The sequence below is a fragment of the Streptomyces sp. NPDC056480 genome (assembly GCF_042795405.1).
Classification (GTDB): Bacteria; Actinomycetota; Actinomycetes; order Streptomycetales; family Streptomycetaceae; genus Streptomyces.
In genome coordinates, this window is record NZ_JBHTSA010000176.1 from 1 (window position 1) to 12,661 (window position 12,661).

The window sequence follows — 12,661 nt, forward strand, 5'->3', positions numbered from 1 at the left end:
GCCGGTTCCGACCCGCCCCCCCCCCGGCCCCCGTCGCGACCCCGCACACGGGACACCTCGCACGTCCCTGCGGGCCCCCTTGTCCCACTCCGGCGCCCGGTAGGAGATCATGGACTCCGGAACCCAGAAGGGACGGAACGGACGATGAGGCACCGCAGTGTCGCCGACCTGATGACGCCGACCGCGGTGGCGGTACAGCCGGGTACGTCGTTCAAGGAGATCGCGCGGCTCCTCGACGAGTACGGCATCACCGCCGTCCCGGTGGTCGACGACGAGAACCGGCCCGTGGGCGTGGTCTCCGAGGCCGACCTCCTGCGGCGGCACACCGCGAAGGACGGGCCGAGCACCGCGGAGGCCATGATGTCGAGCCCCGTCGTCACGGCCAGGCCCTCCTGGACGGCCGTGGAGGCGGCCCGTCTGATGGAACGGCACCGGGTGAAGCGACTGCCGGTCGTCGACGCGGAGGGAAGGCTGATCGGGGTGCTCAGCCGGAGCGACCTGCTCCAGCTGTTCCTGCGCCGGGACCGCTCGATCCAGGAGGAGATCCGGGAGGACGTGGTCGTCCGCATCCTGCGGCTCTCCCCCTCCGCCGTCCACATCGACGTCGACGAGGGCCGGGTGACGCTGAGCGGCACGCTGGACCGCGCGGGGATCGGCCCGATCCTCGTCCGGCTGTGCGAGACCGTGGACGGGGTGGTGGAGGTCGAGGACCGGCTGACGTACGAGAACGGGGCTGAGGCGCGGAGCGCCGAGCGCGCGGCGGAGGGCGGCGCGGCGTAGGCGCGGTTCGAGGCGCGCGGCGGAGGACGGCGCGGCGTAGGCGCGGTTCGAGAGTCCGGCGAGCCCCCGGCGCTGGGGCGGCGCCGAGAGCCCGGGGTAGCGGCGGGCCGAGCGCCTGGCGCAGGGACCGGTCGAGAGCCCGGGGTAGCGGCGGGCCGAGCGCCCGGCGCAGGCCGGGGGCCGGTCAGGGCGCGGACGCCCCCCGGCCCGGCGTGTCGCCCACGTGCCGCCGGAGCCTCGCCGCAGACACCCGCGGGCCGGTCAGGAGACCGCCTCCGGCCAGCCGTAGCCGGGTCCGGTGTGCTGGGGTACGGTCCCTGCGCCCACCGCCTCCATCTCCCGGTTGGCCTCGCGCATCAGCTTGCCGGCCAGGTCCCTCATCGCCCGGCTCGCCGCGAGCTCGTCACCGATCGCCGGAACGTCGACGTCCGACGGGTTGCAGCGGGCCGAGCCGTGACCCGTGAGGGCCGAGTTGCCGGTCAGGAGCCGGGCCTCGGCCTTGGTCCTGCCGTCCTCCTCGACCAGCTCCACGCCGACCGTCCACTCCAGGGTGCGGGTCATGATCTGCCTCCTCGCACAGCCGGCCTCGCGCGACCGAGGCGCGGCCCCTTCCGATACCTCCAGGATCCATCGGCGGGCGCCGAGCGGCACGCCGCGCGACGGTGGCGGTCACGGAGCCGGAGCGCGGCCGCACGCTCGGTGGCCGGTCCCGGACTACGGGGCGCGGAAGAGGCGCGGGAAGCGTGGGGCCAGCCAGGGCTTGCGGCCCCAGCCCAGGGCCTTGCCGCGGGCGATCACGGGCCAGGGGTCGATGCGGCCCAGACCGAGGAGGAGGAAGGCGACCGGCTCGGTGAGGATCGTGCAGTCCGGGCGGGCGGGCGGCTCGTGGGTGGTCTCGACGGCGCCGTCCGTGACGAGGACGCCGAAGCTCGGGCCGCTCCGGAGCCGTACCGCGAAGCGGGCCGTCAGACCTTCGACGGCGGCCGGGTCGGTGACCCGGGGCATCGCCTCGATCATGAACGGCAGGGTGAGGTCGACCCGGTGCGCGTCGAGCATGTGGGGGCGTCCGACGGCCCGGGCCAGGTCGTAACCGTGCCCGAGCATGTGCGTCAGGAGGTAGGAGCCGAGGACGGCCGGGCGCATGGCTCCGAGCGGGGTGGCGAGCGGCTCCTCCGGATCGCGGTCCTCCACGGACGCCAGGAAGGCCTCGGCCTGCGCGGTGATCATCTCGGCGAGCGGGCCGGGTGCCCGCTCCTCGAATCCGGCGAGCGCTCGTTCGTTGGCCTCGGCGAGGCTCCCGGGGGTGCCGTCGCCGTAGGGGCGCTCGTGTCCGGCGGCGAGGTCGGCCATGAGGGCGTTGGCCTGCGCCAGGTGGGCGGCGGCCTCCCCGAGGGTCCAGGCGGACCGGGGTACGGGCAGTCCGGCCCCGTCCCCGCCGGGCGCGGCGCGCAGCACCGCGGCGATGTCCTCGGCCGTCCCCCGTATCGCCTCCGCGAGCCCCTCGGGCAGCACCCCGACCACACCCACTCGTCCCACTGTCACTCCGCACCCCTCCCGACCCGGCGGCCCCCTGTGAAGCACCGGTTGGTGAGGGACCGTACCAGTGAGTAGGTCCGTCGGCACCGGTCACGTCAGGCGTACGTCAAGGTTGGCCATGGTCGTATCAGCGCCTCGTCAAGGAGGGGCGGCCCGACACCCCGGGTGTCCTAGCGTCCGGGCCATGGAGCACCCCTTCGTCCCTCCCGCGCCGGCCGACGGAAGCGACGACGCCGCGCGCGGGTTCGTGTACGACAGCGCGTGGGCCGGTGAGGCCCGCGCCGCCGGCGGTTGCGCCGGGCTGCTGCTCGCGCTGTCCCTGACGGTGGACGCCGGCTACGGCGGGCTCACGCTGCCGAGCGCGGTCCTGTGGATCGCCCTGTCCGTCCTGCTCTTCGTGATCCTGCTGCCGCCCCGCGTCGCCGTGGCGCCGGGTCTGGTGACCGTGCGGACCCTGTGGGCCCGCCGTACCGTACGCACCGACCGGCTCGATCTCCTGCGCTGGCCCGACGGGATCGAGCAGCGCCTCGTCCTCGGCGACGCGGACGGCGGGCGGGCGGAGATCGCGCTGCGCGTCCTGCTGCGCGACCCGCGTCTGTGGCTGCTCCTGGAGGCGGACGCGCGGACCTCCCACGCGCGGGGGACGCTGCCGGGCACCCGGGAGCTCGACCGGCTCGCCCGCAGGGTCGAACGGGCCACCGTCGACTCGGTGTTCAGGATCTCGGGCCTGCGCTGACCCGCCCCGTACCGACTCGACCGCGCTGGACCGGCCCGTCGCCGGCCGGCGACGGGGCAAGGTCGCCGGCGCCCGTGGGCCGGCCGACCCCCGACGGCCGGCCCGGCGCGCCCCCGTCCCGGCGGGCTACAGACCGACGTCCCGGGCCCTGAGGTCCTCCAGCGTCTCCCTGCGCACCAGGAGTCGCGCGCGGCCGTCGAGCACGGCGACCACCGGCGGGCGGCCCACGAGGTTGTACGAGGAGGCCATCGAGAGGTGGTACGCGCCGGCCACCGGTACCGCGAGCAGGTCGCCCGGGTGGGTGTCGGCGGGCAGCTGCACGTCCTCGGCCAGGATGTCCCCGGCCTCGCAGTGGCGGCCGACGACCGTCACGCTCTCGCTGTCGGCCTGCGAGTGACGGCCGATCAGACGCGGGGCGTAGCGCACCCCGTACAGCGCGGGTCGCGGGTTGTCGCTCATCCCGCCGTCCACCGCCACGAAGGTCCGTCCGGGGGTGCGCTTGACCGCGAGGACCCGGTAGACGGCGACCCCGGCCGGTCCGGAGACCGCTCGGCCCGGTTCGATGACGAGGCGCGGGACGGGCAGGCCGGCGGCGGCGCAGCTCTCGGCCAGTTCGGCGCGGACCCTGCGGGCGAGCGCGGTGAGGTCGAGGGCGGGCTCGCCGGGGCGGTAGGCGATGCCGTGGCCGCCGCCGAGGTCGAGCTCCGGCAGGGTGATGCCATGGGTGTCACGCACCCTGGTCATCAGGCCGACGAGCCGCCGCACGGCCACGAGATACGGCTTGACGTCCGTGATCTGCGAGCCCAGGTGGCAATGGATTCCGGTGAGTTCGAGCTGCGGCTGGTCGAGTATCCGGGCGATGGCGTGCTGGGCGTGGCCGTCCCGGAGCGAGAGGCCGAACTTCTGGTCGTCGGAGCCCGTACGGATCTTCCGGTGGCCGCCCGCGCTGATCCCGGGCGTCACACGGACCATGACCTTCTGATGGCCCCCGGTACCGACAGCGGCGGCGATGCGCGCGATCTCGGCGGGGGTGTCGATGACGATCCGGCCCACGCCGAGGCGCAGGGCGGTGCTCAGGTCCTGCGGCGACTTGGCGTTGCCGTGGAGCAGGATCCGCTCGGCCGGGAAGCCGGTGGTGACGGCGAGCTCCAGCTCACCGGCGGAGCACACGTCGAGGCCGAGTCCCTCCTCCTCCACCCAGCGGGCGAGGGCGCGGCACAGGAAGGCCTTGGCCGCGTAGTGGATCTCGGCGTCGGGGAAGGCGCTGCGGTAGGTGCGGCAGCGTTCGCGCACCTCGTTCTCGTCCAGGACGTACACGGGCGTGCCGTGGCTCTCGGCGATCTCGGTGAGGGGCACACCGCCGACGAGGAGGGCGCCGTGGGGCAGCTCGGTGGTGGACGCGGGCCAGACGGAGAGCGCGTCGGCGCCGGGGGCGGCTCCGGCCGCGTCGCGGGGCCGGGTGTCGAGGGTGGTCATCTCCGGGTCTCCCGTCAGCTCGCGAGCACGGTCAGGGGCCGCGGCAGCGGCTCAGGCAGGGGTACGGAGGTGGTGGCGGGCCGCGGAGCCGTGAGGACCGGGTCGATCCTCAGCTCGCGGACGCCCAGCGGCTCCGTCAGGGCCCGCAGGGCGGGCTCCGACAGCGGGATCCAGGGCTGGTCGGCGCCCAGGACGGCCCTCAGCCGCGCCGGGGCGGTGAACGCGACGGCGGTCCTGCCACCGACCGGCGTGCGGAACAGCCGGGTCACGAGACCGCAGGTGCCCGGCCGGACGGGCACGCAGAGGCGTCCGGCCGGGATCGGTTCCCCAGGCTCCGGGTCGTCTCCGTACAGGGCGTCTGCCATGGGTTCCTCCCGAGGAGCGAAACACGGTCCCCGGCACGGTCGCGCCGGGGGTGTCCTCGACGCTATGCCCGGTGATCACCGCTGCCGGGTCCGCCCTGACGCGCCCCTGACGCGCGGGAGCCGAATGCATACACCCCGCTGACGCATCGCGGGGAGGCCGGACGCGCCACCGGGACCTCGTCGCGCCGGCACCCGCGTGCCGCCATCGGAGTCACTCCGCTCGTCTCTCGGCGCGGCTTCCGGAGCACGGCGCCGACGGTGGCCGGGGCGGCGACCGTCCGGCCTTTGCGCAGGCCAGGGGGTGGGCGTATTCCCGCGGAGCCATCGGAGTTCCCATGGCAGCCATTGGATTCCGCATTGGAAAGGTCTCCGGGACGGGGCTACGTTCGAGGACATCGCCACACCGCCGGTGCCCGCTCCGGGGCGCCGGGTGGGCGATCACCGCTCTCGGGCCGGAACCCGGCCCGTACCTCCCGGGAGAACCCTCATGCCCAAGATCCTTTTCGTGTTGACCGGCACCGACTTCTGGACCCTGGCCGACGGTACGAAGCACCCGACCGGCTTCTGGGCCGAGGAGGCGGCCGCGCCGTACGAGGCGTTCACGGCCGCGGGGTACGAGGTGGTCGTCGCCACCCCAGGCGGCGTCGTCCCGACCGTCGACAAGAGCAGCCTCGCCCCGGAGTTCAACGGCGGGCAGGAGGGTGCCGACAGGGTCGCCGCCGTCGTCGCCTCGCTCACCGAGCTCCAGCACCCGATCCGCCTCGAGGACGTGGACCTGGCCGACTACGCGGCCGTCTTCTACCCGGGCGGCCACGGCCCCATGGAGGACCTCGCGGTCGACCCGACCTCGGGCCGGCTGCTGATCGACGCCCTGGACTCCGGCAAGCCGCTGGCCGTCGTCTGCCACGGCCCGGCCGCGCTTCTCGCCGCCACGAAGGACGACGGCACCAACGCCTTCGCCGGCTACAAGGTCGCCGCGTTCACCAACGACGAGGAGACCCAGTCCGGTTTCGCCGACAAGGCGAAGTGGCTCCTGGAGACCCGTCTGGTCGAGGCCGGCGTCGACGTCCAGGTCGGTGAGCCGTGGGTACCGAAGGTCGTCGTCGACCGCAACCTCATCACCGGCCAGAACCCGGCCTCGTCCGCCCCGCTCGCGGACCGGGTCCTGAAGGAACTGGGCTGACGCCGAGCCGCTGCGACACACGGACGTTCCCGGCGGCCGGGCGCCCCGCACCCCGAGGGTGCGGGGCGTCTCCGTCATAGGGACACCGGTAGGCTTCCGGTGTGAGGCATACGAATCCTGATGGGACGGCCGGTGTTCCCCGCCCCGGTACGACGACGCCGGGGGTCGGTACGGGACCGGCGGACCTGAATCTGCTGCGTACCTTCCTGGCGGTCTACCGCTCCGGCTCGTTCACCGCGGCCGCCGGGCTCCTGGGCCTCTCGCAGCCCACGGTGACGACCCAGATCCGCTCTCTGGAGCGGCAGACGGGCCGCGAGCTGTTCGAGCGGCTGCCGCGCGGCGCCGCCCCGACCACGGTCGCCCACGACCTCGCGGCCCGTGTCGCCGCTCCCCTCGACGCGCTCGCCGGCGCGACCGGCCAGGACATCGCTCCCCACGAGCGGGCCGCCCCCGTTCACCTGGCGGGCCCCGCCGAACTGCTCTGCACCCGCGTCCTGCCGGCCCTGGCGCCGCTGGCCGCCGAAGGCGTGCGCCTGCGGATCACGCCGGGCCTCACCGAACCGCTCCTCGACGAACTGCGGGCGGGGCGGCACGACCTGGTGATCGCCACCTTCCGTCCGCGAGGACGCGCGCTGACCGCCGTACCGCTGATGGACGAGGAGTTCGTGCTCGTCGCCGCCCCCGCCTGGGCCGGCCTCGTCGGGGAGCGGACGGCGGCGGAGGGCCCGGCGGCTCTGCACGCCGTCCCCCTGGTCACGTACGCCGAGGACCTGCCGATAGCCCGTCGCTACTGGCGCCACGTCTTCGGCAGCCGGCTCTCGCACCCCGCCGCCGTCACCGTCCCCGACCTGCGCGGCGTCCTCGCGGCGGTCACCGCGGGGGCGGGTTTCACGGTCCTGCCCCGCTACCTCTGCGAAGCCGAACTGGCCTCGGGCGCCCTCGTACCGCTGCATCACCCGGACGACCCGCCCATCAACACCGCCTATCTCGCCCAGCGCCCCGGCCGCTCCGCCAACGCCGACGTCACCCGCGTCCGGGACCTCCTGATGGAGGCCGGACGCACCTGGTGACGCCGCGTCAGGACCCGGTTCCGGCGGATGCGGTGCCGATGGACGAGGTCTCGGCGGACGTGGTCCCGGCTGCCGACGCCGTGGCCGCGGTCGCCGCCGCGCGCTGCCAGGCGGCCTCCCGGAGAAGGCGCAGGCCGTTGAGGCCGACGAGGACCGTGGAGCCCTCGTGGCCGAGGACGCCGAGCGGCAACGGCAGGGTGCCCGCGAGGTCCCAGAGCACCAGTCCGGCGATGAACGCTCCCGCGATGACGAGGTTCTGCACGACCAGGCCGCGGGCGCGGCGGGAGAGCGCGACGACCGTGGGGACGGTGGCGAGTTCGTCGCGGACGATCACCGCGTCCGCCGTCTCCAGGGCGAGGTCGGAGCCCGCGCGGCCCATGGCGATGCCGGTGTGGGCGGCGGCCAGTGCGGGCGCGTCGTTGACGCCGTCCCCGATCACCAGGACCTTGCGTCCCGCCCTCTCCCATTCCTGGACGGCGGCGGCCTTGTCCTGGGGCAGGAGTCCGGCGCGTACGTCGGTGATGCCGACGTCGGCGGCGAGGCGGGCGGCAGCGCGCGGGTTGTCTCCGGTGAGCAGCGTCGGCGCGGTGCCGGTCAGCCCGGTCAGGGCGGCGACGGTGGCGGCGGCGTCCGGGCGCAGCCGGTCCGCGACGCCGAGGACGCCGACGGGCATGCCGTTGACCTTGACCAGGACGGCGGTGTGACCGCCCTCCTCCAGTTCGGCCGCGAGGGTCACGGCCGCGGTGGCGGCGCGGGCCGTGCGTGCGTCCTCCGCCCCGCGCAGGAGGCGGGCGGGGGCGCCGACCTCGACCGTGTCGCCGCCGACGGTGGCGGTGACGCCGACGCCGGGGGTGGAGCCGAAGTCCTCGGCGGGCGGGAGCCGATGGCCGCGGGCGCGGGCTTCGAGGACGACGGCGCGGGCCAGCGGGTGTTCACTGGGGAGCTCGGCGGCCGCCGCGAGGGCGAGGAGCCGGCCTTCGTCCGAGTCGCGCCCGCCGGGGACGGGGCGGACGGCCGTGACGCGCGGGGTGCCCTCGGTCAGGGTGCCCGTCTTGTCGAGGGCCACGGCGTCGACCTGCCCGAGCCGTTCGATGACAACGGCGGACTTGACGAGGACGCCGTGCCGGCCGGCGTTGGCGAGGGCGGACAGCAGCGGCGGCATGGTGGCGAGCACCACGGCGCACGGCGAGGCGACGATCATGAAGGTCATCGCGCGGAGCAGGGTGTCGGTCGGCCCGGCGCCGAACGCGAGCGGTACGAGGAACACCGCGAGGGTGGCCACCACCATGCCGAGCGAGTACCGCTGTTCGATCTTCTCGATGAAGAGCTGTGTGGGGGCCTTGGTCGCGGAGGCCTCCTCGACCATGCGTACGATCCGGGCGATCACCGAATCCGACGGATCCCGCTGGACCGCGACGCGCAGCGCACCGGTGCCGTTGAGGGTGCCGGCGAAGACCTCGTCGCCGGTCTCCTTGGCCACGGGCAGCGGCTCTCCCGTGATGGTGGCCTGGTCGACCTCGCTCGCCCCGTCCAGGACCCGGCCGTCGGCCCCGATCCGCTCCCCCGGGCGGATCACGAGGACGTCCCCGACCGCGAGGCCGGCGGTCGCGACCACCTCCTCGGCGCCGTCGCCCCGCAGCCGGGTCGCGGTGGCGGGGGCGAGGTCGAGCAGCCCGCGCACCGAGTCGGCGGTACGGGCGGTGGCCACGGCCTCCAGCGCTCCGGAGGTCGCGAAGATGACGATCAGGAGCGCTCCGTCGAGGGCCTGGCCGATGGCGGCGGCGCCGAGGGCGGCGACCACCATGAGCAGGTCGACGTCCAGGGTCTTCCGCCCGAGGGCCTTCAGGCCCTCCCACGCCGGTTCCCAGCCGCCGGTGAGGTAGGTGGCGGCGAAGAGCGGCCCCCACGTCCAGGCCGGGGCACCGAGCAGTTCCAGGGGAAGGCCGATGAGGAACAGCACCAGGGCGGCCAGCGCCCAGCGCGCCTCCGGCAAGGCCAGGACGCGGGTGCGTCGGCGTACGTCGGGGGATTCGGCGGGGGGCCGTGCGGGCGTGGTCAGGGTGGAGGCCATGACAGAGGGAGTCCTTCACGGGAGGTGTCGTACGCGCTCACCGTACAGGAACACTTGAACATCCATTCATGTATCGCCTTCCGTAGGATGGCACCCATGGGCCACGGAGTGAACGCACCGGACAGCAGCACGACGCCGCGCACCCGTCTGACCCCCGAGAACGCCCAGCAGGTCGCCACCACGCTCCAGGCGCTGTCCACCCCGTCGCGGCTGCTGATCCTGGCCCGCCTGCGCGAAGGACCGTGCGCGGCGACCGAACTGGCGGCGGCCGTGGGCATGGAACAGTCCGCCTGCTCCCACCAGTTGCGCCTGCTGCGCAACCTCGGCCTCGTCACCGGCACCCGCGAGGGCCGCTCCGTCGTCTACGCGCTCCACGACGACCACGTCGCGGGCCTTCTCGACCAGGCTCTCTACCACGTGGAACACCTCCGCCTCGGCATGACCGACGCGGCCGCGGCGACGCGCTGACGATCAGCGCAGGAGCGGGCCGTACGCCTGTCGCACGGCCAGGGACTCCATCTGCCGTACGGCGGGCAGCGCGGTCCTCACGGCGGCGCTCACGACGATCAGCAGCGTCGTCGCGCTGAGGGCGAACCGCCCGGCGGGTCCGTCGAGCACGGCGAGGGCGAGCACGGGGACGAGGGCGACTCCCGCCATGGCGAGCGCGGCGGTCAGCCCGATCCGTGACTGGACGTAGGCGATGTACTGCGCGGTCTGCGGCCCCGTACGGACGCCCGGTACGAACAGGCCCGAGCGCTTCAGCCGGTCGGCGAGGTCGGGGGCGGCGGGCTCGACGCGGGCCCGGAGCCCTACGTACGCGAAGACGACCAGAACGTACAGGGGCAGGAGCCACGGCCCGGCCGGCGCGGGCACCAGGAGCAGCAGCGAGGCCGGGATCATCACGACGAAGCCGTCCTGGCCGCCCCTGACGGGGACGTAGGTCGGTGTGGGGCCGAGCGCGCTGCGGCCGACCATCCGCTCGGCCCGCTGCAGGGGGATGCGCCGCTCGCTCCGCAGCACGACGACGACCACCGCCGTCATGGCCAGGAGGGCGAGGACGACGGCGACGAGCACGAGGGTGCCTCGGGCGCCCCCGGTCTCCCGGGCGGCGCTCGCGACCTGCCCCGGGACAACGGCGCCGAGTTGGGCGAGGAAGAGCACGGACAGCCCCTCGCCGACCCCGCGCGCCGTGATCAGCCCGGCAAGCCGGAGAACGACCGCCGTGCCCGCGGCCATGGTCGCCACCAGGGCGACGGCCACGACCGGGCCGTCCGCGCGGTCGTGGAGCAGGCCAGGGCCGCCGGTACCGCAGATGCCGGTGAGCGGGACGCACCCGCCGCCGGTCACGGCGCCCGCCACCCATACGCCGAAGCCGGCGGCCAGGAGGACGGCGAGCCATCGGGTCCAGCGCGCGATCACCGCGGCACCCTCGCTGCCGGCCGCCGCCAGAAGCCGGACGCGCGGGACCACCGGGCCCACCACCTCCATGACGAGCCGGGCGGCGAGGACGGGCACGATCCCGAACGTGACCACCGAGAGCTGCCCGAGACCTCCTCCGGTGAGCAACTCGACGAGCCCGTGGAGCCGTTGCCCGCCCCCGTCAGCCTCGGCCGCCGCACTCCCGGCCGTCGCCGCGGCGCTCGTCGACGCTTCGCCGCGTACGCCCGGGAGGGGCAGGTTCTGCCCCAGCCGGAACAGCACGACGGCGAGCAGGGTCCACAGCAGTCTCCTCCGCACCGCGGACACGCGCAGTACGCGTGCGAGCATGACCGACTCCCCCGTCCGTCCCCACTGCCACCGGACGGCCCGTATCCGCCCCTCCGAACGCTCGCCGCTGCGGGACGCGCAGTCAACTCCCTTACAGGGAAGGCAGGGAAGGGACGGAGGAGGGATGTGGGGGTCGACGCGCGTCCGCCCCTCGGCCGCGAGGGCCAGGACATCCGCCGGGGGCGGGGACGGTCAGCAGACCGTGCCGGGCCGTACGGCCGTGGCCTTCAGGAGGTCACGCACCAGATCGAAGTCGATCCGCTCGGGCCTCCTGAACCGCAGACACCCCTTGCCCATGTCCTGCCCCGCGAGCCTCTCCGTGAAGGCGTCACGGACGTCGCCGCGCATCAGATAGAAGGAGATGTACTGCTTCTGACTGGCGAAGGCGATCTCGGCGCTGCCGTCCCGCTCGTAGACCGGCATGCCGTACGCCATGGACTCCGTGAAGCCGGCCAGCTCCTCCCGGCACAGTTCCCGCAGCCGCCGCAGCGCCTCCTGCCGGGGCGCGGGCGCCTCGGCGAGGTAGCCGTCGACGTCTTCAGCGTTGCTCTGGACCATACGACGAGCCTACCGACGCACCGCGGCGTATGAACATCACGTTGCCGCCGAGCCCCGGCCGTCCGGCCCGCGGACGCGGTCCGGTACCGTCCGGGCGGCGGCGCAGGCGGAACGACGGGGAGCCCGGTGGACTGGACGGTGTGGGCGGGCCTGGTCGCCGGGCTGCTGATCGCGGTGGTGACCGCGCCGGTCGGCGTGTCCGGGGCGGTGTTCCTGCTTCCGGTCCACCTGAGCGTCTTCGGCGTACCGAACCCGGCGATCACCCCGACGAACCTCCTGTACAACGTGGTGGCCGGACCCGGTGCCCTGTGGCGCTACCGCCGCGACGGCACGCTGCGCGGTCCTCTGACCCGGCGGCTGATCGCCGGCACGCTGCCGGGAGTCGTCCTCGGCGCCGCGATCCGCGTCTACGCCCTCCCGGGCCCGGAGGTCTTCCAGTTGCTCGTGGCGGTCCTCCTGCTGCCCCTCGGACTCTGGCTGTGCGCCCGCACACTCGCCCCCGCACACCGCACCCCGGCCCCCGCCCGTACCCGCGACTCCGGCGAGGACCGTCCGCTCGACCTCGCCGTCGCACCGGCGGAGCCGCGGCCGGCCGTACTCACCGCACTGGCCGTGGGGGTGGGGGTGTTCGGCGGGATCTACGGCATCGGCGGCGGCTCGCTGCTCGGGCCGATCCTGGCCGCCCGCGGCCTGCCCATGAGCCGGGTGGCGCCGGCCGCGCTCGCCGCCACGTTCGCGACCTCCCTCGTCGGCGCGGCCGCGTTCGTGGCACTGTCCCTGGCCAGCTCGGGCGACGTCGCCCCCGACTGGTGGCTCGGCCTGGCCTGCGGGCTCGGCGGACTGGTCGGCGGCTACCTCGGCGCCCGCCTCCAGCCCCGCCTGCCCGAGACGGCTCTGCGCCTGCTGCTCGGCGTACTCGCCGCCGCGATCGGCGCCTTCTACGCCGCCCGGTCCGTCGGATCCCTCTGAGGGGCCGGGGCCGCCGGGCCCGCTCCACGACAGGACGCTCCACGAGAGGACGCTCCACGAGAGGACGCTCCGCGTCGACGGCGGCCGGCCGCCGTCACCACGGGTGTCACGACACCCCGGCGGAACCCCGACGGCGCCCGCACGAAGCGC

General features: G+C 74.7%; 13 protein-coding genes. 6 read left to right on the top strand and 7 right to left on the bottom strand.

The window, feature by feature from the left end; genetic code table 11:
* The first annotated feature begins 144 nt into the window (after positions 1-144).
* On the top strand, positions 145-780 hold the full coding sequence (locus tag ACFQ79_RS38095) for a CBS domain-containing protein (RefSeq protein WP_383592318.1): 636 nt from the start codon (positions 145-147) through the stop codon (positions 778-780).
* Between the two features lie 261 nt (positions 781-1,041).
* Here the strand turns inward: ACFQ79_RS38095 and ACFQ79_RS38100 are convergent, their stop codons facing one another.
* Positions 1,042-1,341, bottom strand: coding sequence for a DUF1876 domain-containing protein (locus ACFQ79_RS38100; protein ID WP_383592321.1), 300 nt, complete (start codon positions 1,339-1,341; stop codon positions 1,042-1,044).
* Positions 1,342-1,494: 153 nt separating this feature from the next.
* Positions 1,495-2,316 (bottom strand): maleylpyruvate isomerase family mycothiol-dependent enzyme, encoded by an 822-nt coding sequence (locus tag ACFQ79_RS38105; protein WP_383592352.1) that lies wholly within the window; start codon positions 2,314-2,316, stop codon positions 1,495-1,497.
* A gap of 184 nt (positions 2,317-2,500) precedes the next feature.
* On the opposite strand from ACFQ79_RS38105, the gene ACFQ79_RS38110 reads away from it, so the two are divergent.
* On the top strand, positions 2,501-3,052 hold the full coding sequence (locus ACFQ79_RS38110) for a hypothetical protein (protein ID WP_383592324.1): 552 nt from the start codon (positions 2,501-2,503) through the stop codon (positions 3,050-3,052).
* Between the two features lie 126 nt (positions 3,053-3,178).
* On the opposite strand, the gene lysA is transcribed toward ACFQ79_RS38110, so the two are convergent.
* Together lysA and ACFQ79_RS38120 are read right to left on the bottom strand one after the other, a co-directional pair.
* Positions 3,179-4,528 carry a diaminopimelate decarboxylase gene (lysA, locus tag ACFQ79_RS38115; RefSeq protein WP_383592327.1) on the bottom strand — a complete coding sequence of 450 codons (1,350 nt, stop codon included), beginning with the start codon at positions 4,526-4,528 and terminating at the stop codon, positions 3,179-3,181.
* Positions 4,529-4,542: 14 nt separating this feature from the next.
* A complete protein-coding gene (locus ACFQ79_RS38120; protein WP_383592329.1) occupies positions 4,543-4,893 on the bottom strand; it encodes an SAV_915 family protein in 351 nt (116 codons plus the stop codon).
* Positions 4,894-5,380: 487 nt separating this feature from the next.
* Between ACFQ79_RS38120 and ACFQ79_RS38125 the strand changes: the two genes are divergently transcribed.
* Positions 5,381-6,076, top strand: coding sequence for a type 1 glutamine amidotransferase domain-containing protein (locus ACFQ79_RS38125; protein ID WP_383592332.1), 696 nt, complete (start codon positions 5,381-5,383; stop codon positions 6,074-6,076).
* A 101-nt stretch (positions 6,077-6,177) separates the two neighbouring features.
* A complete protein-coding gene (locus ACFQ79_RS38130; RefSeq protein WP_383592335.1) occupies positions 6,178-7,146 on the top strand; it encodes a LysR family transcriptional regulator in 969 nt (322 codons plus the stop codon).
* A gap of 7 nt (positions 7,147-7,153) precedes the next feature.
* On the opposite strand, the gene ACFQ79_RS38135 is transcribed toward ACFQ79_RS38130, so the two are convergent.
* Positions 7,154-9,217, bottom strand: coding sequence for a heavy metal translocating P-type ATPase (locus ACFQ79_RS38135; protein WP_383592338.1), 2,064 nt, complete (start codon positions 9,215-9,217; stop codon positions 7,154-7,156).
* A 96-nt stretch (positions 9,218-9,313) separates the two neighbouring features.
* Between ACFQ79_RS38135 and ACFQ79_RS38140 the strand changes: the two genes are divergently transcribed.
* Positions 9,314-9,685 carry an ArsR/SmtB family transcription factor gene (locus ACFQ79_RS38140; RefSeq protein ID WP_383592341.1) on the top strand — a complete coding sequence of 124 codons (372 nt, stop codon included), beginning with the start codon at positions 9,314-9,316 and terminating at the stop codon, positions 9,683-9,685.
* Between the two features lie 3 nt (positions 9,686-9,688).
* On the opposite strand, the gene ACFQ79_RS38145 is transcribed toward ACFQ79_RS38140, so the two are convergent.
* A complete protein-coding gene (locus tag ACFQ79_RS38145; protein ID WP_383592344.1) occupies positions 9,689-10,984 on the bottom strand; it encodes a preprotein translocase subunit SecY in 1,296 nt (431 codons plus the stop codon).
* A 192-nt stretch (positions 10,985-11,176) separates the two neighbouring features.
* The gene (locus tag ACFQ79_RS38150) at positions 11,177-11,542 is read right to left on the bottom strand and encodes an iron chaperone (RefSeq protein ID WP_383592346.1); all 366 of its coding nucleotides are present in this window, start codon (positions 11,540-11,542) and stop codon (positions 11,177-11,179) included.
* A gap of 126 nt (positions 11,543-11,668) precedes the next feature.
* On the opposite strand from ACFQ79_RS38150, the gene ACFQ79_RS38155 reads away from it, so the two are divergent.
* Complete coding sequence (locus ACFQ79_RS38155) at positions 11,669-12,511, top strand: TSUP family transporter (protein WP_383592349.1); 843 nt, start codon at positions 11,669-11,671, stop codon at positions 12,509-12,511.
* The last annotated feature ends 150 nt before the right edge of the window (positions 12,512-12,661 follow it).

Excerpts from the sequence above, each read along its gene's own strand:
- ACFQ79_RS38095 (WP_383592318.1), top strand. The coding sequence starts at position 145 with ATGAGGCACCGCAGTGTCGCCGACCTGATGACGCCGACCGCGGTGGCG.
- ACFQ79_RS38100 (WP_383592321.1), bottom strand. The coding sequence starts at position 1,341 with ATGACCCGCACCCTGGAGTGGACGGTCGGCGTGGAGCTGGTCGAGGAG.
- ACFQ79_RS38110 (WP_383592324.1), top strand. The coding sequence starts at position 2,501 with ATGGAGCACCCCTTCGTCCCTCCCGCGCCGGCCGACGGAAGCGACGAC.
- lysA (WP_383592327.1), bottom strand. The coding sequence starts at position 4,528 with ATGACCACCCTCGACACCCGGCCCCGCGACGCGGCCGGAGCCGCCCCC.
- ACFQ79_RS38120 (WP_383592329.1), bottom strand. The coding sequence starts at position 4,893 with ATGGCAGACGCCCTGTACGGAGACGACCCGGAGCCTGGGGAACCGATC.
- ACFQ79_RS38125 (WP_383592332.1), top strand. The coding sequence starts at position 5,381 with ATGCCCAAGATCCTTTTCGTGTTGACCGGCACCGACTTCTGGACCCTG.
- ACFQ79_RS38135 (WP_383592338.1), bottom strand. The coding sequence starts at position 9,217 with ATGGCCTCCACCCTGACCACGCCCGCACGGCCCCCCGCCGAATCCCCC.
- ACFQ79_RS38140 (WP_383592341.1), top strand. The coding sequence starts at position 9,314 with ATGGGCCACGGAGTGAACGCACCGGACAGCAGCACGACGCCGCGCACC.
- ACFQ79_RS38145 (WP_383592344.1), bottom strand. The coding sequence starts at position 10,984 with ATGCTCGCACGCGTACTGCGCGTGTCCGCGGTGCGGAGGAGACTGCTG.
- ACFQ79_RS38150 (WP_383592346.1), bottom strand. The coding sequence starts at position 11,542 with ATGGTCCAGAGCAACGCTGAAGACGTCGACGGCTACCTCGCCGAGGCG.